At 63.5% G+C, this 23,209-nt stretch carries 23 protein-coding genes; 10 read left to right on the forward strand and 13 right to left on the reverse strand.

Annotation, left to right across the window (positions count from 1 at the left end; genetic code table 11):
* The first annotated feature begins 73 nt into the window (after positions 1 to 73).
* The 4 genes from ftsY to rpoH all read left to right on the forward strand — a co-directional run bounded on the left by ftsY (position 74) and on the right by rpoH (position 3,992).
* Positions 74 to 1,342 carry a signal recognition particle-docking protein FtsY gene (gene ftsY / locus LLJ08_RS01345; protein WP_228208020.1) on the forward strand — a complete coding sequence of 423 codons (1,269 nt, stop codon included), beginning with the start codon at positions 74 to 76 and terminating at the stop codon, positions 1,340 to 1,342.
* Positions 1,339 to 2,010 (forward strand): cell division ATP-binding protein FtsE, encoded by a 672-nt coding sequence (gene ftsE / locus LLJ08_RS01350; protein WP_003297174.1) that lies wholly within the window; start codon positions 1,339 to 1,341, stop codon positions 2,008 to 2,010. Before ftsY ends, ftsE begins: the two co-directional genes overlap by 4 nt.
* Complete coding sequence (gene ftsX / locus LLJ08_RS01355; protein ID WP_023446093.1) at positions 2,007 to 3,026, forward strand: permease-like cell division protein FtsX; 1,020 nt, start codon at positions 2,007 to 2,009, stop codon at positions 3,024 to 3,026. Before ftsE ends, ftsX begins: the two co-directional genes overlap by 4 nt.
* 111 nt (positions 3,027 to 3,137) lie before the next feature.
* Positions 3,138 to 3,992, forward strand: coding sequence for an RNA polymerase sigma factor RpoH (rpoH, locus tag LLJ08_RS01360; protein WP_031298050.1), 855 nt, complete (start codon positions 3,138 to 3,140; stop codon positions 3,990 to 3,992).
* An 84-nt stretch (positions 3,993 to 4,076) separates the two neighbouring features.
* On the opposite strand, the gene LLJ08_RS01365 is transcribed toward rpoH, so the two are convergent.
* The 3 genes from LLJ08_RS01365 to mtgA form a co-directional block, all read right to left on the reverse strand.
* Positions 4,077 to 6,647 (reverse strand): hybrid sensor histidine kinase/response regulator, encoded by a 2,571-nt coding sequence (locus tag LLJ08_RS01365; protein WP_228208021.1) that lies wholly within the window; start codon positions 6,645 to 6,647, stop codon positions 4,077 to 4,079.
* A 178-nt stretch (positions 6,648 to 6,825) separates the two neighbouring features.
* Positions 6,826 to 8,754, reverse strand: a complete 1,929-nt coding sequence (gene dibA, locus LLJ08_RS01370; RefSeq protein ID WP_228208022.1) for a phosphodiesterase DibA — start codon at positions 8,752 to 8,754, stop codon at positions 6,826 to 6,828.
* Between the two features lie 124 nt (positions 8,755 to 8,878).
* Positions 8,879 to 9,607 (reverse strand): monofunctional biosynthetic peptidoglycan transglycosylase, encoded by a 729-nt coding sequence (gene mtgA, locus LLJ08_RS01375; protein WP_228208023.1) that lies wholly within the window; start codon positions 9,605 to 9,607, stop codon positions 8,879 to 8,881.
* A 68-nt stretch (positions 9,608 to 9,675) separates the two neighbouring features.
* Between mtgA and LLJ08_RS01380 the strand changes: the two genes are divergently transcribed.
* From LLJ08_RS01380 to LLJ08_RS01405, 6 genes are all read left to right on the forward strand, one after another.
* Positions 9,676 to 10,050 carry a DUF423 domain-containing protein gene (locus LLJ08_RS01380; protein ID WP_014818732.1) on the forward strand — a complete coding sequence of 125 codons (375 nt, stop codon included), beginning with the start codon at positions 9,676 to 9,678 and terminating at the stop codon, positions 10,048 to 10,050.
* A gap of 73 nt (positions 10,051 to 10,123) precedes the next feature.
* Entirely contained in the window at positions 10,124 to 10,339 is a 216-nt protein-coding gene (gene thiS, locus LLJ08_RS01385; protein WP_023446088.1) for a sulfur carrier protein ThiS, read from the forward strand.
* A 74-nt stretch (positions 10,340 to 10,413) separates the two neighbouring features.
* Complete coding sequence (locus LLJ08_RS01390; RefSeq protein WP_014818734.1) at positions 10,414 to 11,208, forward strand: thiazole synthase; 795 nt, start codon at positions 10,414 to 10,416, stop codon at positions 11,206 to 11,208.
* Positions 11,209 to 11,273: 65 nt separating this feature from the next.
* Positions 11,274 to 11,990, forward strand: coding sequence for a tRNA (guanosine(46)-N7)-methyltransferase TrmB (trmB, locus tag LLJ08_RS01395; protein ID WP_179485472.1), 717 nt, complete (start codon positions 11,274 to 11,276; stop codon positions 11,988 to 11,990).
* 223 nt (positions 11,991 to 12,213) lie between these two features.
* Positions 12,214 to 13,551 carry a DUF1329 domain-containing protein gene (locus LLJ08_RS01400; protein WP_044314787.1) on the forward strand — a complete coding sequence of 446 codons (1,338 nt, stop codon included), beginning with the start codon at positions 12,214 to 12,216 and terminating at the stop codon, positions 13,549 to 13,551.
* 252 nt (positions 13,552 to 13,803) lie between these two features.
* Positions 13,804 to 14,166 (forward strand): DUF5064 family protein, encoded by a 363-nt coding sequence (locus LLJ08_RS01405; RefSeq protein WP_173425583.1) that lies wholly within the window; start codon positions 13,804 to 13,806, stop codon positions 14,164 to 14,166.
* A 165-nt stretch (positions 14,167 to 14,331) separates the two neighbouring features.
* On the opposite strand, the gene LLJ08_RS01410 is transcribed toward LLJ08_RS01405, so the two are convergent.
* The 10 genes from LLJ08_RS01410 to LLJ08_RS01455 form a co-directional block, all read right to left on the reverse strand.
* Positions 14,332 to 14,655: a DUF3392 domain-containing protein gene (locus LLJ08_RS01410; protein ID WP_003303164.1), complete on the reverse strand. Its 324-nt coding sequence runs from the start codon at positions 14,653 to 14,655 to the stop codon at positions 14,332 to 14,334.
* A gap of 9 nt (positions 14,656 to 14,664) precedes the next feature.
* Positions 14,665 to 15,870 carry a radical SAM family heme chaperone HemW gene (hemW, locus tag LLJ08_RS01415; protein ID WP_228208024.1) on the reverse strand — a complete coding sequence of 402 codons (1,206 nt, stop codon included), beginning with the start codon at positions 15,868 to 15,870 and terminating at the stop codon, positions 14,665 to 14,667.
* Positions 15,867 to 16,460, reverse strand: a complete 594-nt coding sequence (gene rdgB / locus LLJ08_RS01420; protein ID WP_228208025.1) for an RdgB/HAM1 family non-canonical purine NTP pyrophosphatase — start codon at positions 16,458 to 16,460, stop codon at positions 15,867 to 15,869. The genes hemW and rdgB overlap by 4 nt, the downstream gene beginning before the upstream one ends.
* A complete protein-coding gene (locus LLJ08_RS01425; RefSeq protein ID WP_023446082.1) occupies positions 16,457 to 16,879 on the reverse strand; it encodes a DUF4426 domain-containing protein in 423 nt (140 codons plus the stop codon). The genes rdgB and LLJ08_RS01425 overlap by 4 nt, the downstream gene beginning before the upstream one ends.
* 26 nt (positions 16,880 to 16,905) lie before the next feature.
* On the reverse strand, positions 16,906 to 17,505 hold the full coding sequence (gene metW, locus LLJ08_RS01430; protein WP_023446081.1) for a methionine biosynthesis protein MetW: 600 nt from the start codon (positions 17,503 to 17,505) through the stop codon (positions 16,906 to 16,908).
* A 9-nt stretch (positions 17,506 to 17,514) separates the two neighbouring features.
* Positions 17,515 to 18,654 carry a homoserine O-succinyltransferase MetX gene (gene metX, locus LLJ08_RS01435; protein WP_014818742.1) on the reverse strand — a complete coding sequence of 380 codons (1,140 nt, stop codon included), beginning with the start codon at positions 18,652 to 18,654 and terminating at the stop codon, positions 17,515 to 17,517.
* Between the two features lie 128 nt (positions 18,655 to 18,782).
* Positions 18,783 to 20,750, reverse strand: coding sequence for a dynamin-like GTPase family protein (locus tag LLJ08_RS01440; RefSeq protein ID WP_041015112.1), 1,968 nt, complete (start codon positions 20,748 to 20,750; stop codon positions 18,783 to 18,785).
* A gap of 271 nt (positions 20,751 to 21,021) precedes the next feature.
* Positions 21,022 to 21,612 carry a YggT family protein gene (locus LLJ08_RS01445; RefSeq protein WP_041015113.1) on the reverse strand — a complete coding sequence of 197 codons (591 nt, stop codon included), beginning with the start codon at positions 21,610 to 21,612 and terminating at the stop codon, positions 21,022 to 21,024.
* A gap of 50 nt (positions 21,613 to 21,662) precedes the next feature.
* Positions 21,663 to 22,487 carry a pyrroline-5-carboxylate reductase gene (gene proC / locus LLJ08_RS01450; protein ID WP_228208026.1) on the reverse strand — a complete coding sequence of 275 codons (825 nt, stop codon included), beginning with the start codon at positions 22,485 to 22,487 and terminating at the stop codon, positions 21,663 to 21,665.
* Positions 22,488 to 22,497: 10 nt separating this feature from the next.
* Complete coding sequence (locus tag LLJ08_RS01455) at positions 22,498 to 23,187, reverse strand: YggS family pyridoxal phosphate-dependent enzyme (RefSeq protein WP_228208027.1); 690 nt, start codon at positions 23,185 to 23,187, stop codon at positions 22,498 to 22,500.
* Between the last annotated feature and the right edge of the window lie 22 nt (positions 23,188 to 23,209).

Genomic DNA, 23,209 nt, shown 5'->3' on the forward strand with positions numbered 1-23,209 from the left:
AGGTGCTAGGATAGAGCCCGTTTGGCCGGCAGCGTGGCTGCCGGCGTATCGCATCCTTGAGAATACCTTCTCCATGTTTGGTTCCAACGACGACAAGAAGACACCGGCCGAGCCCGGCGAAAAGAAAGGCCTGTTCGGCTGGCTGCGCAAGAAACCGCAGCAGCCGGTGGCCGAGCAGCCTGCCGCCGAACCGCAGGAAGACAGCCTGTCGCACGCCGAGCAGCCTGAGGCCGAGAGCGAGCAACCGGCAATCACCACCTCCGGGCTATTGCCCGAACCGCCCGTCGAAGCCGAAATACTCCCAGAGCCAGAGCCAGAGCCAGAGCCAGAGCCAGAGCCAGAGCCAGAGCCAGAGCCAGAAATAGCGCCGGTGCCGGTCGCCGCGGCAGCGCCCGCCGAAGCACCGGCGAAGCTCGGCTTCTTCGCCCGCCTCAAGCAAGGCCTGTCCAAGACCAGCTCGAGCATCGGTGAAGGCATGGCCAGCCTGTTCCTCGGCAAGAAGGCCATCGACGATGACCTGCTCGACGAACTGGAAACCCGCCTGCTTACCGCCGACGTCGGTGTCGAGGCGACGACGGCGATCATGCAGAACCTCACGCGCCGCGTGTCGCGCAAGGAGCTGGCCGACAGTGGCGCGCTCTATACCGCGCTGCAGGAAGAACTCTCTGGGTTGCTCAAGCCGGTCGAGCAGCCGCTCGTGGTCGACAGTGGCAAGCGCCCGTATGTGATCCTCGTGGTCGGGGTGAATGGTGTCGGCAAGACCACCACCATCGGCAAGCTGGCGAAGAAGCTGCAGCTCGAAGGCAAGAAGGTCATGCTCGCCGCTGGCGACACCTTCCGCGCCGCGGCGGTGGAGCAATTGCAGGTGTGGGGCGAGCGCAACAGCATTCCGGTGATCGCACAGCACACCGGTGCCGACTCCGCCTCGGTGATCTTCGATGCGGTGCAGGCGGCCAAGGCGCGGGGCATCGATGTGCTGATCGCCGACACCGCTGGCCGGCTGCACACCAAGGACAACCTGATGGAGGAGCTGAAGAAGGTCCGCCGGGTGATGGGCAAGCTCGACGAGTCGGCTCCCCACGAGGTCCTGCTCGTGCTCGACGCCGGCACCGGCCAGAACGCCATCAACCAGACCAAGCAATTCAACCAGGCGGTCGAGCTGACCGGCCTGGTGCTGACCAAGCTCGACGGTACCGCCAAGGGGGGGGTGATCTTCGCCCTGGCCAAGCAGTTCGGCACGCCGATTCGCTACATCGGCGTCGGCGAAGGGATCGACGACCTGCGCACGTTCGAGGCCGATGCCTTCGTCAAGGCGCTTTTCGCCCAGCGGGACGGCGCATGATTCGTTTCGAACAGGTCGGCAAACGCTACCCCAACGGCCACATCGGGTTGCATGAGCTTTCCTTCCAGGTGCGCCGTGGCGAATTCCTCTTCGTCACCGGCCATTCCGGCGCCGGCAAGAGCACGCTGCTGCGCCTGTTGCTGGCAATGGAGCGTCCCACCAGCGGCAAGCTGCTGCTGGCCGGGCAGGACCTGTCGCGCATCACCAATGCGCAGATTCCTTTCCTGCGCCGGCAGATCGGCGTGGTGTTCCAGAACCACCAGCTGCTGTTCGATCGCACCGTATTCGACAACGTCGCCCTGCCGCTGCAGATCCTCGGGCTCAACAAGCGCGAGATCGGCCAGCGGGTGATGACTGCGCTGGAGCGCGTCAGCCTCAAGGACAAGGCGCTGCAGTATCCGGCGGACCTGTCCACCGGCCAGCAGCAGCGTGTCGGCATCGCCCGCGCCGTGGTGCACCGGCCGGCTCTGCTTCTGGCCGATGAACCGACCGGCAACCTCGACCCGCGACTCGCTGCGGAGATCATGGGCGTGTTCGAAGACATCAATCGCCTGGGTACCACCGTGCTGATCGCCAGCCACGATCTGGCGCTGATCGCGCGGATGCGTCATCGCATGCTGACCCTGCAACGTGGTCGCCTGATCGGCGACGGGGAGGCCAGCCGATGAGCAGCGAACGCAATCCCAAGACCAACCCGAGCACGGCAGAGCGCGTCGGCGGTTCGGTGAAGAAGCCTGAGCAGCCGCGCGGCGACGAGCCGGACTTCAAGACGCTGTTCCACGCCTGGCTGGAAAGTCATCGCGCCAGTTTGGTCGACAGCGTCGGGCGTCTGATCAAGCAGCCGATCGGCAGCTTCTTCACCTGCCTGGTGATGGCCGTGGCGTTGAGTCTGCCCATGGGCCTGGCGCTGCTGCTGGACAACGTCGAACGGCTCGGTGGCTCGTGGCAGCGTGCCGCGCAGATATCGCTGTTCATGCAGCTTGAGGTGGATGGCGACGCTGGCGAGCGCCTGCGTGACGAGGTTGCCGCCATGCCCGACGTGGCAGCGGCGGACTGGGTCAGCCGCGAGCAGGCGCTGGACGAGTTCCAGCAGCTGTCCGGGCTTGGCGAAGCGCTCAAGGAGCTGCCGGAGAATCCGCTGCCCGGCGTGGTCATCGTGACACCCGAAGTGGTGGACAAGGACAAGCTCGAAGCGCTGCGTCAGCGGCTGGCCGAACTGCCCGGCGTGCAGTTGGCTCAGCTGGATCTGCTCTGGGTCGAGCGGCTGACCGCTATTCTCAAGCTTGGCGACCGCTTCGTCTTCGGCCTGACATTGTTGCTGGTGGCGACGTTGCTGCTGGTGATTGGCAACACCATCCGCCTGCACATCGAGAACCGCCGCACCGAGATCGAGGTGGTCAAGCTGGTGGGCGGCACCGATGGTTACGTCCGCCGTCCGTTCCTCTACATGGGTGCCCTCTACGGTCTGGGCGCCGGCCTGATCGCCTGGCTGCTGCTGGTCTATGGACTGGGCTGGCTGAACGAGGCCGTGGTGAATCTGGCGGGCCTCTACGGCAGCGATTTCGGCCTGGGAGGCGTTCCGGCCGGCGATGCGTTATCGCTGGTGATCGGTGCGGTGCTGCTCGGCTACATCGGTGCCTGGCTGGCTGTCGCAAGGCATCTGAGCGAGCTGGCTCCTCGATAAAATTTCATTTGAAAACAATCACTTGGCAGTTGTGTCAGGGAACTTTTCCACAGGCTTGCAGTCTCATGCGGCAATGCTAAACTGCTGCAGCTTCGTCATTGGAGGTACTGCATGACAACTACTCTGCAACCTGTTCAAGCGCTAGTCCCGGGAGCGAATCTCGAGGCCTACGTGCAGACCGTGAACAGCCTCCCGCTGCTCACCGTCGAGCAGGAGCGCGAGCTGGCCGGGCGCCTCTTCTATCATCAGGATCTCGAAGCGGCTCGGCAGATGGTGCTGGCGCACCTGCGTTTCGTCGTTCACATCGCCCGCAGCTATTCCGGCTACGGTCTGGCCCAGGCCGACCTGATTCAGGAAGGCAACGTCGGCCTGATGAAGGCGGTCAAGCGTTTCAATCCGGAAATGGGTGTGCGGCTGGTGTCCTTCGCCGTGCACTGGATTCGCGCCGAAATTCACGAGTTCATCCTGCGCAACTGGCGCATCGTCAAGGTCGCGACCACCAAGGCGCAGCGCAAACTGTTCTTCAATCTGCGCAGCCAGAAGAAGCGTCTGGCCTGGCTGAACAACGATGAAGTCACCGCCGTGGCCAATAGCCTGGGCGTCGAGCCGCACGAAGTGCGCGAAATGGAAAGCCGCCTGACCGGCCATGACATGGCCTTCGACCCGGCCGCCGATGCCGACGACGACAGCGCCTACCAGTCGCCTGCGCACTATCTGGAAGATCATCGCTACGATCCGGCCCGCCAGCTGGAAGATGCCGACTGGAGCGACAGTTCCACTTCCAGCCTGCATACGGCGCTCGAGGGGCTCGACGAGCGCAGCCGGGACATTCTCCAGCAACGCTGGCTGAACGAAGACAAGGCGACCCTGCACGACCTGGCTGCCAAGTACAACGTATCGGCCGAGCGCATTCGTCAGCTGGAGAAGAATGCGATGAACAAGTTGAAGGGCTCGATTCAGGCCTGATGCTCGTCAGCTGAAAAAGAATCGCGGGATGCCATTGGCTCCCGCGGTTTTTTTTGCCTGTCGTTCGCTCGGGGTGCCGCCCGGCTATCGAGGCTTGCTTCTGGCCTGGCGGATGTTGTCTCGCGCCTGTTCAACCGCGACCAGCAGTTGGGCGTTGGTGATCGGCTTGTGCAGCCAGACGATCCCTGCGGGGAACTGTGCCTGCTCGAACTGGTGCGCGGCGGAGATAACGACGATGGGCAGATCCTGCATCGCCGGTTGATCGCGCAATTCGTCGATAAGCTGCATGCCGCTGCCGTCGGGCAGGTGCAGGTCCAGTGTCATGGCCTCGTAATGGCTGGCAGCGAGCTTTTCACGGGCCTGATGCAGGCTTTGCACGCGCTCCACGCCGTAGCCGCCCTCGCGCAGCATCATATGCAGCAGACGGCCGGTGTCAGGCTCGTCTTCGACGACCAGGATTCGCGGCTGGCCGTCGCGGCAGTCCGATTCGGCTGGCGGTATCTGGATCGGCAGCTCGCACCAGAAGGTGGTGCCCTGGCCGGGTACGCAGTCGAAGCCGACCGTACCGCCCATGCGTTCGATCAGCTCCTTGGTGATCGCAAGTCCGAGTCCGGTACCGGACTTCTGCCGGCTGTCGGAGGCATCGGCCTGGGCGAACTTCTCGAACACGCGGGAGCGGAACGCCTCGGGAATGCCGGGGCCCTGGTCGGTAACGCTGATACGAACCTTGGTCCCACGCAGGGAGCTGTGCAGGCGAATCTCTCCGCCCTCGGGGGTGAACTTGACGGCGTTTGAGAGGAAGTTGCCAAGCACCTGCTGCAGGCGCAGGCCGTCCACCCAGACCAGCACATCGGTCGGATGCTCGAGCGTACAGCGCACGCCATGCTGCTCGCAGAGGGCCTGGTTGCTCGCCAGCGATTCCTCGAGCAGGTCGCCAAGCGAATGTTCGCGCAGTTCGAACGACATCTTGCCGGCGGCAATCTTTTCCATGTCCAGCAGGTCGTTGATCAGATGACCCAGGCGCAGGCTATTGCGGTAGGCGATCTCAAGCATCTGCTGCATGGCTGGAGGCGCTGCCCCGAGCGCGCCGCCGACGATCAGTCCGAGCGCACCGCTGATGGAGGTCAGTGGCGTGCGCAGCTCGTGGCTGACGGTGGAAACGAAGTCGTTCTTCATCTGCTCGACGCGCTTGCGTTCGGTGAGGTCCATCAGCGTGCCGCTGATGCGCTGGGCCATGCCTTGCGGGTCACGCTGGATATGGCCGCGCAGCAGTACCGGGACGACATGACCATGCTTGTGTTGCAGGCGTAATTCGGTGGTGAAGTGGTCGACATTGGAAAGCATGGTTTGGGCCAGGCGCGCCTTCTGCTGCGCTAGGTCTTCGGCAACCGTCAACCGCTCCCACAGTTTGAGGTCGCAGGTCAGCTCGTTGGGACGATAACCGAGCATTTCCCAGGCGCGGGGCGAGGCGAACATGCTGCCGGCTTCCAGATCGAGATCCCACAGGCCGTCGTTGCTGCCTTTCAGCGCCAGCGACAGGCGCTCTTCGCTCAGCCGCAGGTCGTGCCTGCTCTGGCGAATGTGCCGGGTCATCTCGTTCGCCAGCGCCTGGGCTCGGCTATGGCGCAGCGCCAACGACGAGGTCAGGAAAAAAACCAGCAGGCTCAGGCCGAGCCCCAGGCCGAACACCAGCGCCTCGTTGGAGTGGAAACGCTCGTCGAACTCGGGCCGGCTATCCATGCGCAGCGTCCAGGTCTGGCCGTACAGATCCAACTGCTGCAACTGGCTGAAGCCCGCACTGCCGGGCTCGGGGGCTTCGTGCGACGCGTAGAGCAGGTGTTCCGGCTCTTCACCGGGGCTGGCGTAGATATGCAGCGCCAGCGGCAGGTCGGCCGCACGCAGAATGCCGCGCATCAGATCTTCGACGCGATAAGGGCTGTAGACGAAGCCGCGCAGCGCCTGCATGCGTTGCTCCGGTGTCGTTAGTGGCGCGTTCGGCCGATACACCGGGACATAGAGCAGCACACCGGCCTGCACCTTGCCGTGGGTTTCCTGCAGAAGCGTTACCTTGCCGGTAATACTCGTTTCGCCCAACTGGGCCGCGCGCTGCATGGCGCGCCGGCGAGTCGGCTCGGAATACATGTCGTAGCCGAAAGCGGCCAGGTTGCGCCTGAGGAACGGCTCGAGAAAAACGATCGAGGTGTAGAGGTCGCGCTGGCCAGGTGGATGGATGTCGTAATCCGGGTAGCCCTGTGCACGAATGCGTGCGACGTGCGCATCGCGCTCGGCCTGCGGAATTGCCTGGCTGAAACCGACACCCTGGATGCCGGGATAACGGTCTGGTAGCAGCAAGCGCTCGACGTACGTGCGCCACTGCTCGCGGCTGACGTTCTCCACGGCATCGAACAGACCGGCGCCGCCGAGCAGGATCTGCTCATGGTCCCGCAGCCGCTTGCGAATGGCTTCAGTGACCTTCTCGCCGAGCATCTGGAACTGCTGCCGGGCAGCGCGATCCTCGTTGGTGCGCAGACTCTGCCAGACCACCAGTTGGACCAGCAGGGTGAACGCCAGCATTCCCCAGGCAACGCCGTTTCTCCAGCTGAACAGCTGTCGCAGGCCGTGAGGCTGATTGTGGTGTATCGCTGGATCGCTCATTGTCTTCGCTGCGGTACGCGGTGGTTGACCAATTGGACGCCGGAGGCCTGGAATCGGTGCCAGTCTGCGGCAGACGAGCCAGTATGCCGAAAAGCCGGTTGCCCGGCCTTCCATGACGGCGAGGTTGACCGTTCTGTCAGCTTACCTGCCGTAATGGCCTATTGATATATGCGCCTGATCAGGCTCCGGACGAGCGGCAACTCTGCCCGTAGCGGAGTTCGGCAGGGCACCAATCGACGTCGCTGGCAGGCTGCGGTCGTGCAAAGCCGTAACCTTGGCCATAGTCGCAATTCTGCGTCAGCAGAAACGCCGCCTGGTCTGCAGTCTCGATGCCTTCCGCCACGACTTTGAGGCCCAGATTGTGTGCCAGACCGATGACCGAGCGGGTGATGGCGGCGTCCTCGCGGTCGTTGGGCAGGCCGCGGACGAAGCCCTGGTCGATCTTCAGTTTGTGCACGTTCATGCGCTTGAGTCGCTGGAGCGACGAGTAGCCGGTGCCGAAATCGTCGATCGCCAGCTGAACGCCGAGTGCGCGCAGGCGCTGCAGTAGCTCCAGGGCGGCGTCCGGGTCCTGCATCACCGCGCTTTCGGTTATCTCCAGTTCCAGATGGTGCGCCTCTAGCCCGCAGCGGGCCAGAATGGTGGCGACCTGCAGGTCGAGCTCGCCGTTGCCGAACAGGCGGCTGGAGATGTTCACCGCAATGAAGCCCAGCGGGCGACCCTGGCCAAGCCACTCTCGAGCCTGATTGCAGGCCTGCTCCAGCACCCAGTGATCGATCGCGCTGATCAGCCCGGTTTCCTCGGCGACGGGAATGAAGATGCCCGGTGCGATCAGGCCTTTCTCCGGGTGTAGCCAGCGTACCAGTGCCTCGAAACCGGTGATCGTGCCCTCGCGCAGGTCGTAGATCGGCTGAAAGTGCAGGCGCAGCTGTCCTTGCTCGAGGGCCTGGCGCAATGCGGTGACCAGTTCGACGCGCTGGCGGGCCTGGCTGGTCAGTTCCTCGGAATAGAACGCATAGGTTGAGCGGCCGCTGTTCTTGGCCTTGAACAGCGCCGAGTCGGCGTTGCGCATCAGCTGTTCGACGTTCTGCACGTCGGTCGGATAGGGGTACAGCACGATGCCGATGCTGGCGCTGCTGAACAGCTCCTGGCCGGCGATATGGAAGGGTTCGTTCAGTCGGTCGAGAATGCGCAGCGCCAGCGAGGTGGCCTTCTCCGCGCCGTAGCCTTCACAGAGCAGGGCGAACTCGTCGCCGCCGAGTCGGCCAAGCGTCATGCCTTCTTCCAGGTACTCGCCCAGTCGCGTGCTGACAGCCTGCAACAGCGCGTCGCCCAGGCTGTGGCCAAGGCTTTCATTGATGTCCTTGAAGTGATCGAGGTCGATCAGAAGTAATGCACCGCTGCGTCTGTTGGCCCTGGCGCGCTCGAGATCCTGCTTGGCGCGTTCGGTGAACAGCAGCCGATTCGGCAGCTTGAGCAACGGGTCGTAATGAGCGAGCTGGTCGAGCTCTTCGCGCGAGCGCTTGAGTGCCGAGAGATCGGAGAACACCGCCACGTAATGGCTGAGCTGGCCCTGGTTGTCATGGATGCAGCGCAGGTTCTGCCATTGCGGGTACACCTCGCCATTCTTGCGTCGGTTCCAGATCTCGCCGCTCCACTCGCCATGCTCTTTCAGCGCCAGCCACATCTGGTTGTAGAAGGCTGCGTCGTGCTTTCCAGACGCGAAGAGTCTAGGGGTCTGTCCAAGGACTTCCTCGGTGCTGTATCCGGTGATGCGGCTGAACGCCGGATTGACGTGCACGATGTGTTGGCTTGGATCAGTGACCAGCACGCCTTCCTGAGTGCTGTCGAAGACTGCGGCGGCCTGCTTCAGGCTGGTCTCCTGCAGGTGATGTGCGCGCTGTTGTTCGTCGAAGCGTCGAAAGTGCTGTCTGCCGAGCACGAATATCAGCGCGGTGGTAAGCGCTACGAACAGGGCTCCCTTGCCCGTCTGCCAGGTCTGGCTATCGCCTGCAGCGAGGTAGCCGACTAGTGTGTCGCCGAGGAGAATCCACAGCATGGCCAGGCAGAAGTAGCCCAGACTCAGCCGGACGAGGTAGGTGTTCATGGTTGCTCTCGGGTCCGATCCAGATACTGCATAGTCAAACCCCATCGCACTGACCGAGCGGGAGGCACGTGATCTCGCACCGGAGGTGCTGCATCCTGCTGCGCCGGCTGTTCTGCATGCTGGTTCAGAGCCAGCCCGGCCACCAGTCCGGGTGGTCCGGTTTGATCCGCTGCAGGTAGTGGTTGCCACCCAGCTGGCGCATCTGTTTCCGAATCCATGCGGCGCGATTGTTCACATGGCCGTTCGGTTTGCCAGCGCTCCACTGTCGCGGATTGGGTAGCACCGCGGCGAGGAGGCTGGCTTGTCGGGTCGACAGGTACGGTGCACCAGTGCCGAAGTGATGCTGTGCCGCCGCCTGCGCACCGAAGACGCCATCGCCCCACTCGACGCTATTGAGATAGACCTCAAGGATGCGCTGCTTGGGCCATAAAAGCTCGATCAGCGCAGTGAACCAGGCCTCCAGTCCTTTGCGCGGCCAGCTGCGGCCGGACCAGAGAAACAGATTCTTCGCCACCTGCTGACTCAGCGTGCTGGCACCGCGCAGCGAGCCACCGCGCTCATTGTGGCTGAGCGCCGCACGGATTGCTGCGACATCGAAGCCCCAGTGGTCGGCGAACTTCTGATCCTCGGCGGCGATCACCGCCATCTTCAGATCGTCCGGCAGTACTTTCCAAGGCCGCCAGTCGCGGGTCAGGTCGATAGTTTCGCCTGTGCGCCATGACTCGATCTTGCGCTCGATCATCAAAGCGGTGAACGGTGGTGGCACCCAGCGAAACAGCAGTACCAGCAGCGCCGAGAGGCCGATCAGCCAGAGCAGCAGTTTGGAGAGGCGCAGCAGCAGGTTTCGCAACATGGCACTTGGTCGTGGGCGAAAAGAGCGGGCATTATAGCGGCCGCTAAGGCCATCGACCGGAAATGGCAATGATTCGTGCTTATATCGTCCTTGCCGCGCTGTTCGGCTTGACCGGCGTTGCGCTTGGCGCTTTCGCTTCCCATGCCCTCAAGAGCCAGCTGAGCGCAGCCTATCTTGCGGTGTTTCAGACGGGCGTGCAGTACCAGATGCTTCATGCGCTGGCACTGCTTGGCGTCGCGCTGCTTTCGTTGCATCGGCCCGGCCGCCTGCTGACTGCGGCAGGTGCCCTGTTCGTCGCCGGTATCCTGTTGTTCTCCGGCAGTCTCTACCTGCTCACCCTCAGCGGAATCGGCAAGCTGGGCATGATCACGCCGCTAGGGGGTACGTCCTTTCTCGCAGGCTGGCTCTGCCTGGCGCTGGCCGGCTGGCGCATACGCAGCTGAGCGGGACGAACGGCCGCGGGCTTCGCGTTGGTGGCGTGGATGTTTCGGGCTAGAATGCCGTCCCCTTTTCGCAATGGCGGCGAACAGCATGCACATCCAGTTGAATGGCGAACCCTATGAGCTGCCAGCCGGCGAGTCGGTGGCCGACCTGCTGGTGCGTCTGGACCTGACCGGACGCCGTCTGGCCGTCGAGCTCAACCGGGACATTGTGCCGCGCAGCGCGCACGCGACCACCGAACTCAGCGAAGGCGATCACGTCGAGGTGGTGCACGCCATCGGTGGCGGCTAGCCGGTCGCGTTCATCCGAAGTACGCCGCCTTGCGGCGCCCAGTCCGCAGCAACACGTCCGAACGAGGAATTCCCATGCGCCCAGTTCCGCACGACAAGCCCTTCACCCTGGCCGGTCGCACCTATCAATCGCGCCTGCTGGTCGGCACCGGCAAGTACAAGGACCTTGAGGAGACGCGTGCGGCCATTGAGGCCTCGGGTGCCGAGATCGTCACCGTCGCGGTGCGCCGCACCAATATTGGCCAGAATCCGGGCGAGCCGAATCTGCTCGACGTGATCAGCCCCGAGCGCTACACGATCCTGCCGAACACCGCCGGCTGTTTCACCGCCGAGGACGCGGTGCGTACCTGCCGCCTGGCCCGTGAACTCCTCGACGGCCACAAGCTGGTCAAGCTGGAAGTGCTGGCCGATCAGAAGACGCTATTTCCCAACGTGATCGAGACCCTCAAGGCCGCCGAAGTACTGATCCGGGACGGCTTCGACGTCATGGTCTATACCAGCGACGACCCGATCATCGCTCGCCAGCTGGCCGAGATGGGCTGCATCGCGGTGATGCCGCTGGCCGGCCTGATCGGCACTGGTCTGGGCATCTGCAATCCCTACAACCTGCGCATCATCCTCGAGGAAGCCACCGTGCCCGTGCTGGTGGATGCCGGTGTCGGAACCGCTTCGGACGCCACTATCGCCATGGAGCTGGGCTGCGAAGCGGTGCTGATGAACAGCGCCATCGCCCATGCGCAGAATCCCGTGCTGATGGCCGAGGCCATGAAGTACGCCATCGAGGCCGGCCGCCTGGCCTATCTCGCCGGCCGCATGCCGAAGAAGCTCTACGCCAGCGCCTCGTCGCCGCTGGACGGGCTGATTCGCTGAACCGATTCGTGGCCGGCCCCGACCTTGTGTCAGGGGCCGGCTTTTTTATTTCTCGCAGGTAGACCATGACAGAGCAGAACCCCGCGGCCGAAGCGCAGCAAACCGAGCACCGCCGTACCATCAAGAGTTTCGTGATGCGTGCCGGGCGCATGACCGAAGGCCAGCAGCGTGGCCTGGAGCAAGGCTGGCCGAAGTTCGGCCTGGAGATCGAGAACGGTCTGCGCGATTTCGACGAGGTGTTCGGCCGTAGCGCGCCGCGCACCTTCGAGATCGGCTTCGGCATGGGCCATTCCACCTTGGAAATGGCCGCCGCGGCGCCGGATCAGGACTTCATTGGCGTGGAAGTGCATAAACCTGGTGTCGGCGCGTTGCTGAGCGGACTTGTGTCACAGAAATTGAACAACGTCAGGGTCTACAGTTGCGACGCCTTGGAGGTACTGCGCGATTGCGTGGCCGACGCCAGCCTGGACCGCGTATTGCTGTTCTTTCCGGACCCCTGGCACAAGAGCCGTCATCACAAGCGACGTATCGTGCAGCCGGCTTTCGCCGAGCTGGTGCGCAGCAAGCTGAAGATTGGCGGCGTACTGCATATGGCTACCGACTGGGAGCCCTATGCCGAATACATGCTCGAGGTGATGAACGTCGCCCCGGGCTTCCGCAATCTGGCCGAGGATGGACGTTGCGTGTCACGGCCTGCGGAGCGACCGATCACCAAGTTCGAGCGTCGTGGTGAACGGCTCGGTCATGGCGTCTGGGACCTGAAATTCCAGCGCATCGACTGAGCGCGGTCAGTAAAAGCGAAACGCCCGCGACCTAGTCCCGGCTGCCCTATCAGCGGCGCCAGGCAGCCAGGTCGCTTGCCACACCCAGATCGAGAGCCGCAGCAGCGGCCAGGGAAGAGTGCTGCCAGGACGGCATGCCTGCCCACACCATATAACAATGCAACGCCGATAGTCGGGCTCGCCACGCGGTGCCCAGCATCGTGCGCAATTGGGGGAGTAGACGATGTACGGAAAGATCGGAATTCTGCTGTTGGCAGCCTGTACCGCGTTACCGGCACAGGCGAAGGTAGACAGCACGCAGGCCGCGCGACTGGGGCAGGACCTGACTCCGCTGGGAGCGGAGCGCGGCGGCAATCCCGCGGGGACGATCCCGCCCTGGGCCGGGGGCGTTGCAGCACCCGCCGGCTACCAGCCCGGGATGCACCATCCCGACCCGTATGCGGCCGATACAGTGCTCTATCGCGTCGATCACACCAATATCAACGAGTACAGCGGCCAGCTTTCCGGCGGTATGAAGGCGCTGCTGGAGCGTTATCCCGACTACCACCTGCGCGTATTTCCGACCCGCCGCAGCGCCTCGGTGCCGCAGCGGATCTATGATGCCACTCGCTACAACGCCGTCAGCGCCGAGCTCATCGCCAACGGCAACGGTATCCAGGGCGCGGCAGCCGGCATTCCCTTCCCGATCCCGCAGAGCGGCATCGAGGTGATCTGGAATCACATCCTGCATTACAAGGGTGACCAGAGCCACATGATCAATAACCAGGCAGTGGTGATCGGTGGCCGGGCCAACTACATCAAGCGCGATCGGCACATCTATTACGTCTACAACCGCGAAGGCATGACTCACGCGGACCTGGACAACACCGTGCTGTACTACAAGTACCGTGTCACCGCGCCGGCCAAGCTGTCCGGTACGGCACTGGTGGTGCAGGACCCGCTCGACCAGGTGCTGACCACTCGCAAGGCGTGGCGCTACAGCCCGGACGATCGCCGCGTGCGCCGTCTGCCGTCGCTGGCCTATGACTCCTTGCAGCCCGACACCAGCGGCTTGGCCACGGCCGATGTGGTCGACTCGTTCAACGGCGCGCCGGATCGCTACGAGTGGGAGCTGCTCGGCAAGCGTGAAATGCTGATGCCCTACAACAGCTATGCCGTGCATCAGAAGGGCCTCCCCTACGACAGCATCGTCCAGGCACGCACCCTGAACCCGGAACTGCTGCGCTATGAGCTGCATCGCGTGTGGGTTGTCGAGGCGACTTTGCGCAAGGGCTTCAGTCACCTCTACGACAAGCGTCGGTTCTATATCGACGAGGACAGCTGGGCGATCCTTGCCGTCGACCTGTACGACGAGAAGGGCGAGCTGATCGGCCTGCAGGAAAGCCATCCGATCAGCTATTACGACGTGCCGATGTTCAACAGCACGCTGGAAACGCTCTACCACCTCAAGGACGGCAACTACTTCGTCGATGGGCTGGACAACAACGAGCCGATGTACGACTTCAACGTCAAGCTCGGCCCGCGTGATTTCTCGCCGCAGGCGCTGCGTCGCGGCAACTGACGAAGGACAGAAACAGAAGATGCACGAAAGGGCGCCGCTGGCGCCCTTTTTTGTACCACCAGAACTGCCGTCGCGCGTCGCTGCGGCGGTGTGAGGCTACAAGGTTGCTCCTGTTCGGCGGGGCCGAGCACGGGTAGTGACTTCGCTCAAGAGTGGGCTGGCGCGGCAGTGGGATGATCGCCTGCGTAGCGCTGCAAAGGCGGCCCGGCAGCCGGGCAAGCAGCCACGTCATTCGCAAAAGGAGGGAGCCGCGTGTTCAGACCGGGACAACTGGAGTACCACAGCCTTTCCGCTTCCGGGAAACCGGGTTATCACCTGCAGCTCGACTATCGTGTCGAGGGCACGCCGGAGGCGCCGCAGTGGGCGTGTTTTCACCTGCGCTTCGAGGCCGGAGCAACTCTGGTGGACGAGCAGTTTCGAATGCACCGCGATGTCGCCTGCAACTTCCTGCAACGCGTCCGTCAGTGCCTGCGTCGCCACGGTGTGCCGGTGGACACCGATATCCTCTTCGGCCTGCACGGCATCTACGACCCGCTGTTCGAGGATCTGCGCCGGCAGCTGTGCTATCGGCCGGGCGAGGCCGTCGATCTCGATCGATTTCTTCGCGAAGGCTGAGCGGCGTAAGTGGCTTGTGCGGTCAGTTGGTCAAGGCAAGTTCGGATGTACATGGCTCCGAGAAGGCGCTGCGACGCGTCATAGCGGGGCTATGGCAAGGAGCAGCAACACAGTATCGGGGCCATGGGCGCCGGAGTCGACCAACTGACCTTACCAACCAGGCCACTAGTTGCGGTCGGCGATCACGCCGATGAGGAAGAAGATCAGCAGCAGCACCGGCGCCAGGCTGTAGTTGTTCAGGTGGGCCAGCCCCTGGGTCATCCACGGGGTGAGGAAGACGATCGCCAGGCCATAGCCCACCGCGCAGACCAGTACGAAAATCAGCGTGCGGAAAAAGAAGTTCAGGCTGCTGACGGCGCCCTTTACCCAGGTATTGATTGCCGGGCCGAACAGTACGAAGAGCGTGGCCATCAGCGCCAGGGAGATATCCGACAGGTGGCTGCGGCTCCAGCGCGACAGCGTGACGATCAGGTCGAGTAGCAAATCCATGCGGTGTCCTTAAGGCAGGAAGCTCTGTAGCAGGTCGTTGAGAAACAGCTGGCCCTTCGGCGTCGCCACCAGGCGCGCTGGGTCAGCCGAGAGCAGGCCGCGCGCTTCGGCGTCGCGCCGTGGCTTGGCGAGCACATCCAGCGGCAGTCCGGTGCGCTGAGTGAACAGCATGGCCGGTACGCCGTCGGTGAGGCGCAGCACATTCATCAGGAATTCGAAGGGCAATTCGTCCGCTGCCAGCAGCTTTTCGCCTGCACGGAAGGCCTTGGCCGGATCGAGGTAGTCCTTCGGCAGGCGGGTCTTCCAGCTGCGCAGGATGCGTCCGTCGGCGTGGCTGAGCTTGGCATGGGCGCCGGCACCAATGCCAAGGAAATCGCCGAAGGTCCAGTAGTTCAGGTTGTGCCGCGCCTGCCGCCCGGGCTGGGCGTAGGCGGAGGTCTCGTACTGGCGATAGCCGTGCTCCGCGAGCAGCGTCTGGCCGGCTTCCTGGATGTCCCAGAGGATATCGTCTTCGGGCAGCTGCGGCGGCTGGCTCCAGAACACCGTGTTTGGCTCCAAGGTCAGCTGGTACCAGGACAGGTGCGTCGGTTGCTGGGCGATGGCGATGCGCAGGTCGCTCAACGCATCCTCCAGGCTCTGGTCCGGCAGGCCATGCATGAGGTCGAGGTTGAAGTTGTCGAAGCCGGCGGCGCGGGCCATGTCCGCTGCGCGAATCGCTTCGTCGCCGTCATGAATGCGCCCGAGCGCCTTGAGCTTCTCGGCCTGGAAGCTCTGCACGCCGATGGACAGCCGGTTGATGCCGAGCTGGCGGTAGTCGCGGAACTTGGCCTGTTCGAACGTCCCCGGATTGGCCTCCAGGGTGATCTCGATGTCCTCGGAAAAGCCGACCAGCCGTTCCAGCCCGTCGATGATCGCCGCCAGTGCCTTGGCAGAAAACAGGCTTGGCGTACCGCCGCCGAAGAAGATCGAAGTCAGTCGGCGGTCCCCGACGTGCTCAAGATCCGCGCGAAGATCGGCCAGCAGCGCGGCGACATAGGCGTCTTCGGGCAGTTCGGGTCCGGCCGCGTGGGAGTTGAAGTCGCAGTACGGGCATTTGCGCACGCACCAGGGAATATGTACGTACGCCGCCAGCGGGGGCAATTCGAAGCCTGCCGTTGTCGGCGCGCCGTGGTTGCGTTCGCTGGCGCTTAGCGGGGCTGAGTTTGCCGCTTTCATATCCCCAGCCGCTGCTTGAGCAGGGTCATGGCGCGTGCACGGTGGCTGAGCTGGTTCTTCTGCGCTGCAGGCAGCTCGGCGCTGGAGCAGTCGCATTCCGGCACCCAGAACAGCGGGTCGTAGCCGAAGCCATGCTCGCCGCGTGCTGCATGCAGGATGCGGCCGTGCCAGAGGCCTTCGCAGATGATCGGCAGTGGATCGTCGGCGTGGCGCACCAGCGCCAGGGCACAGACGAACTGCGCGCCGCGTTCGGCATCCGGAACCTCACGCAGGACGTCCAGCAGCTTGGCGTTGTTGGCGGCATCGCCCTGGCCATCGGCGTAGCGCGCCGAGTAGATGCCCGGTGCGCCGCCGAGGGCGTCGACGGCCAGGCCGGAGTCGTCGGCGAGCGCCGGTAGACCGGATATCCGCGCGGCGTTGCGCGCCTTGAGAATGGCGTTCTCGACGAAGGAAAGACCGGTTTCCTCCGGCTCGACGGTGCTGAACTCGGCCACCGAGCGCACGCGAACCGCGTCACCGAGCATGGCCTGGAGCTCCTTGAGTTTGCCGGCGTTGTGGCTGGCCAGTACCAGTTCGGAAAAAGGCATCATCGGTCGGGGAAGAATTCCTGGTTGAACTCGAAGCTGAACGGCTCGGCGCCGGTCGGCTGAACGGTGAGGGCGAAACGCAGGGTTTCCTGCGAGTCGAAGGGGAACTGCGCGAGGTAATAGATCGCCTCGTCACCTTCCTTGAGCTGCTTGAAGCCCAGCGGGCGATCCTGCCCGAGCAGGTTCTTCACTACGCCGCTGACCTGCGCCGCGACCGGTTTGCCGTCCTTGATCACCGAGACGTTGACTACGCCCTGGGTCTTGCTGCGCGTGAGTCCGGCGGCGGCGGCAATGTCCGGCTGCAGGAAGCCCGAATTGAAGGCGCTGTAGTGGACGTCGTATTCGCCGACGCTGTGTTTGCGCTCGGCCAGCGCCGGCAATGTGAGCAGTGCGGCCAACAGACCGATCAGGATGCGTTTCATGTGCTTACCTCCAGCGTTGAAGCCGCTCAGCGGGATGGCCCGGTGACGCGGTAGATGCCGATTTCACCCAGCAGATTCGGCCATATGCGACTGGCCCAGCCATGCCGATGATCGCGGTCGACTGCCAGGCGTTCGAGTACCCTGGCACCGCTTTCCTGGCACAGCCGCTCGAAATCCTCGAACGTGCAGAAGTGAATGTTCGGCGTGTTGTACCAAGTGTAGGGGAGGAACTCCGACACCGGCATGCGGCCTTTGCTCGCAAGGTACCAACGGCAGCGCCAATGGCCGAAGTTGGGGAAGGTGATGATGCACTGGCGGCCGACGCGCAGCATTTCCTTCATCAGCTGGTCGGGGTAATGCACGGCCTGCAGCGCCTGGGTCATCACCACCATGTCGAAGCTGTCGCTGGCGAAGTTGCCCAGGCCCAGGTCGAGGTTCTGCTCGATGACGTTGACGCCCTTGTCGATGCAGGCGGCGATGTTGTCCGGGTCGATTTCCAGGCCGTAGCCGCTGACCTGCTTGTGATCGCGAAGCCAGGCCAGCAGCTCGCCATTGCCGCAGCCGAGGTCGAGAACTCGGCTGCCGGCCGGAATCCACTCTTGGATGATGTCCAGATCGGCGCGCATCTTCGTTCCTTATACGGCTATGCGGTTCATGTAACCGCGGAAGGCTTGCAGGTAGCGGGGATTGGGGATCAGGAAGGCGTCGTGGCCCTGCGGCGCATCGATCTCCAGGTAGCAGACATCCTTGCGCGCAGCGAGCAGGGCGTCGACGATTTCCCGCGAGCGCTCCGGCGAAAAGCGCCAGTCGGTGGTGAAGGACATCACGCAGAAGCGCGCCTGGGCGCCCTCGAAGGTCTTGGCCAGATCGTCGTTGTGGGCTGCCGCCGGGTCGAAGTAGTCCAGCGCCTTGGTCATCAGCAGGTAGGTATTGGCGTCGAAACGCCCGGAAAACTCCTCGCCCTGATAGCGCAGGTAGCTTTCGACCTGGAATTCCACGCTGTTGAAGTCGTAATTGAGCTTCTCGCTCTTGAGTCCGCGACCGAACTTGGTGCCCATGGCGTCATCGGACAGGTAGGTGATGTGGCCGACCATGCGCGCCAGCATCAGGCCGCGCTTGGGAATCACGCCCATCTCCTGGAAATGGCCGCCGTGGAATTCCGGGTCGGACAGGATGGCCTGGCGCGCGACTTCGTTGAAGGCGATGTTCTGTGCCGACAGCCTGGGAGCCGAGGCGATGGCCAGGCAGTGGCGGACTCGCTCAGGGTAGCTGATGGTCCATTGCAAGGCCTGCATGCCGCCCAGGCTGCCGCCTATCACCGCTGCCCATTGGGCGATGCCAAGGCGGTCGGCCAGAAGTGCCTGACTGTGCACCCAGTCTTCCACTGTCACCACTGGGAAGTCTGCACCGTAGGGCTTGCCGCTGGCCGGGTTGGTGCTGCTCGGGCCGGTCGAACCGTTGCAGCCGCCCAGGTTGTTCAGGCTGACGACGAAGAAATGATCGGTATCGATGGCCTTGCCCGGGCCTATGCAGGAATCCCACCAGCCGGGTTTGCGGTCGTCCATGCTGTGGTAGCCGGCGGCATGATGGTGGCCAGAGAGTGCATGGCAGATGAGCACGGCATTGCTGCGCGCGGCATTCAGCTCGCCATAGGTTTCATAGATCAGCTGGTAATCGGCCAGCGTACGGCCGCAGGCGAGTGTCAGTGGTTCGGCAAAATGCGCGACCTGCGGACTCACCAGGCCAACGGAATCGGCGGGAATTGCAGTGGGCATCGACCCTGGCTCTTGCTTGAAGAAGGCGGCAAAGTCTAAAGGTATGCGCGTTGCAATTCATCCTGAAATGCAACGGCGAGCGGGGCTCTCGCCATTTCCTCGCGGGCTGCGACGAAATGGCGACAGCTTTAGCTGATCTGCGCGCTGGTCAGGCTGACCACCTTGCCCTGCCGCCGCAGCGGCGCCGGTCGGCGCAGCGCGCGGAGCATTTCTGCGGCCTGTGCCAGTTGCAGCTCCAGTTCGCCGCTGTAGCGCGTCAGCAATTGTCCGCGCTGGCTGTTCTGCTGGCTCTCCCTGGCCAGACTCTTCAACTGCAGGATGTGGGTTTCCAGCTGTTGCTTGTGTTCCAGGGAAAACTGCAGCAGCGGCGTCAGCGCATCGCCAGCCCACTGTTCGGCTTCCTGGCGCAGCCGCTGGTGCATGCCGATGACCTCCTGCACCAGGGTAGAGAAGAAGCGTCTGGTGAGTGTTCGCTGCTCGGTGAGCAGGGTCTTCAACTGCAGGCGGAACTGATCGGCCTTGCCCTGCAGGCTGCGCAGCTCGCGCTGATAAGGCAGCAACTGGAACAACGGCGGGTCGATACCCTGTAGGGGGTTTTCTTCGCTGTGCCGCCGGTAGATCGCCGAAACCATCTTGTTGGCCCTTTCCGCCTCCTGCTCGAGGATGCCCAAGTCCTGTTCCACCGAGCGGAAGAAGTGCAGGATCGCCAAGTTGATGCCCAGCGTGGTCAGGCTGCCGGTCAGGCTGCGTCGCAACCGGGTCAGGTGCTCCTCGAGGCGTTCGGCTCGTATTGCCGTGCGCAGCAGCTCACCCTGGCGTTGCAGCAGGCGCTGATTGGTCTTCAGGTCGAGCAGGCGCTTGTGGTGGCGGTTGTGATCGTGCCGCGTGCGCGCGGTGAGTTCGAGCAGCATCTGCCCGCTGCCTTCCTGATGACTGGCCAGCACATCGCGCTGCTCGATGACCTTTTCCAGGCGCAGCTTGAGGGCATGCTGACTGTTCTGCAGCAGCGCCATCACCTGCTGCACCACCTGGTCTTCGAGCAGGCGTTCCTTCTGCGTGAGGATGCGCTGGCTGAGCAATTCTTCCAGCCGTGCCAGCTGGCTGCGTTCGAGCAGCGCCTGGTCACCGCGAATCTTCGCCATCAGTGCCTGTTTGGCCGATAGCGGCAGGACGTCGGCGCAATCAATGCCCAGCTGTTGCGCGGTGCTGTCACGGATATCCTCGATGGCCTTCTGCACGAAGGTCTCGCCGGCAACATCGTCCCAGAGCACGTCGATCTTGTTCAGTACGGCGAACAGGCTGTTCTGCGTATCTTCGTCGAGCTGGCGGATGTGCTGCTGCCAGATCTGCATGTCACTGGCGGTGACACCGGTGTCGGCAGAAAGCAGGAACACGATTGCCTGGGCATTGGGCAGCATCGACAGGGTCAGTTCCGGCTCGCTGCCCAGCGCGTTCAGCCCGGGCGTATCGAGAATGCGCAAGCCCTGACGCAACAGCGGGTGGTCGAAGTTGACCACGGCGTGGCGCCAGGCCGGGACCAGTACGGTATCGCCACTGCTGCTGCTTTCCAGGCCGGCCGGGTCAAAGCCGAGCTGAATTGCCTGTTCCACCGGCATGGCCTTGGTCAACGCGACCTGGGCAAAGGCTTCGGCCATGCTTTCCGGGTCATGCGGGTCGAGCGGGAGATTGAGCCAGAGTCGCGGTGTGCGCTTGAGTTGCGCGATGCTGGTGTCTTCCAGGCGCGACTCGATGGGCAGCAGGCGGATGTAGGAGCGTTCCGAACGCGGATCGAACAGCAGTTCGGTGGGGCACATGGTGGTGCGGCCAGCCCGTGAAGGCAGGATGCGCTGACCGTAGTTGGAGAAGAACAGGCTATTGATCAGCTCGGTTTTGCCGCGCGAATACTCGCCGACGAAAGCCAGGGTGATGTGATCGGTGCGTAACACCCGCAGCGCTCGTTCCAGGCGCGCCTCGACGCCCTCGCTGGAAAGCCGATTATGCGCCAGCCAGCTGCGGTAGCGGGTGATCTCACGAATGAGGTCACGCTTCCAGGTGACGTAGGCGTCCACTTGTCGATCGAGACGTTCCATGCTCATCCAGCTCCCGGAGGTGTGATTCGGCGAATTATCGGACCCGCCGGTACAAGGTCAATTCAATCGAAGCCTGACGTGACCGAGCGGCCTTGCTGGCGGCATGGGCGGTCATGGGCGGTTCGGGTTCGAGTCGATGTCCTCGTTCACACCCCGCAGCAAAGTACGAGGCAGGATGGAAAAAGCCGAGAAGTTGAAGTCTACGTGCAGCCATGCGGCATTCCGAGGCGCTTTTGGCTCCTCGGTGCCGCTTTGGCAGCAAAGCATGAACGGCGTCTCAGATGAGCATGCGCAGGATGTTCGGCATGTGGGTCATGGTGGCCAGGTTGTTGATTACCAGCATGTCCAGCAGCTTGATCGCCAGGAAGGCGAAGATCGGCGAGATATCCAGCCCGCCGAGGTTTGGCAGCAGGCGGCGGAACGGCGCCAGGACCGGCTCGCAGAGTTGGCTGACCAGCTGTGCGCCCGGGTTGTGGCTGCCCGGCGCGACCCAGGACAGGATCACGCTGATGATCAGCGCCCAGAAAAAGATGTTGAGGAACAGCCCAGTGATGCCGATCAGCGCCCAGACCAGCAACAGCAAGGGATTGCCGATGGTGCCGTAGGCGATCAGCAGGATCAGCGCCATCAGCACCATCTGCACGATCAGCGCGAGGATCAGCGAAGAAATATCCAGCGTGCCCATGCTCGGAATGATGCGGCGCATCGGCCGCAAAAGGGGATGGGTTGCCTTGACGATGAATTGACTGAGCGGGTTGTAGAAGTCGGCGCGTACCAGCTGCAGGATGAAGCGCAGCAACACGATCAGCAGATAGAGGCTGCCCAGCGTCTGGATGACGAGGATCAGGGCTTGCGAGAGTTGGGACATGAATGCTCCTTAGAGGCTGTTGTTTCGTCGCGAGCGAAGCGTCAACAGACCTATTGACCCAGTTGTTCGGCCAGTTCGGCCGAGCGTTGTGCGGCCGCGTTCAACGCCTGCTGCACCAGTTGCTCGAAGCCGCCCGCCTGGAAGGCTTTGATCGCCGCTTCGGTGGTTCCGTTCGGCGAGGTGACGCGACGCCGCAGTTCGGCGGCATCGACGTCGCTTTCGCAAGCCATGCGAGCTGCGCCCAGCGCGGTCTGCATGGTCAGTTGCGCGGCGGTCTCGCGGGGCAGGCCGAGCTGCTGTCCGGCAGCCGTCATCGCTTCGATCAGTAGGAAGAAATAGGCAGGACCGCTACCGGAAACGGCGGTTACCGCATCGATCAGGAGCTCTTCTTCGAGCCATAGCGCGATACCGACGGCCGACAGCAGTTGCTCGGCCTGCTGCTTCTGCGTGTCGCTGACCTGGGCATTGGCGAACAGGCCGCTGACGCCCTGGCGCAGCAAGGCCGGCGTGTTGGGCATGCAACGCACGATCGCCTGAGGGCGCGGGCCTAGCCAGCGCTGCAGGCTGTCGCAGCTGATGCCGGCGGCGATCGAGACGATCAGGGGGCCGTGGGCCAGATGAGGAGTCAGATCCTGACAGACCGCCTGCATGACCTGCGGCTTGACCGACAGCACCACCACATCGGCGCCGGCCAGTGCATCGGCGTTCTGCGCGAACGTCTGGATGCCGTGCTCGGCGCTGATTTTCGCGCGCTGCTCGGCGCCTGGATCGCTGGCGCGAATGGCGTCCGCTGCGACGCCCTTGGCGCGCAGCCCGCCGATCAGACTGGCAGCCATGTTGCCGGCGCCGATGAAGGCGATGCGGGGTGAGGTCATAGCGATTCCTTTATTGAGGGCGTCCGTAGTCGCGGGCGCCGAACAGTGCGGTGCCGATGCGGACCCAGGTCGCGCCTTCGGCAATCGCCGCTTCGAGGTCCTGGCTCATGCCCATGGACAGCGTATCCAGTGTCAGTGGCAGTTCATCGCGCAATGCGCGCAGGCGGGCAAAGGCGGCGCGCTGCTCGGCGGGGTCTTCGCTCGGTGCGGGAATGCACATCAGTCCACGCAGGCGCAGACGCGGCATCGCGGCGACGGCCTGTGCCAGCTGTGGCAGTTCCTCTGGCGCGCAGCCGGATTTGCTCGCCTCACCGCTGACATTCACCTGCAGGCATATATTCAGCGGCGGCAGTTCGGCTGGACGTTGATCGGACAGGCGCTGGGCGATCTTCAGGCGATCCACCGAGTGCACCCAGTCGAAGTGTTCGGCGATGGGTTTGGTCTTGTTCGACTGGATCGGTCCGATGAAGTGCCAGGTCAGCGGCAGCTCGCTCAGCTCGGCCTGCTTGTCCAGCGCTTCCTGCAGATAGTTCTCGCCGAAATCGCGCATGCCGGCTTCGGCGGCCTCGCGAATGGCGGCGGCCGGCTGGGTCTTGCTCACCGCCAGCAGGCCGACCGAAGCAGGGTCGCGTCCCACAGCTTGCGCCGCCTCACGGATGCGCGCTGCGACCTTTGCAATATTCTTCTCTATCGTGGACATTACTTGCGCCGCCGCCTTGGGT

This window comes from Stutzerimonas chloritidismutans (assembly GCF_020783375.1).
Lineage (GTDB): Bacteria > Pseudomonadota > Gammaproteobacteria > Pseudomonadales > Pseudomonadaceae > Stutzerimonas > Stutzerimonas kunmingensis.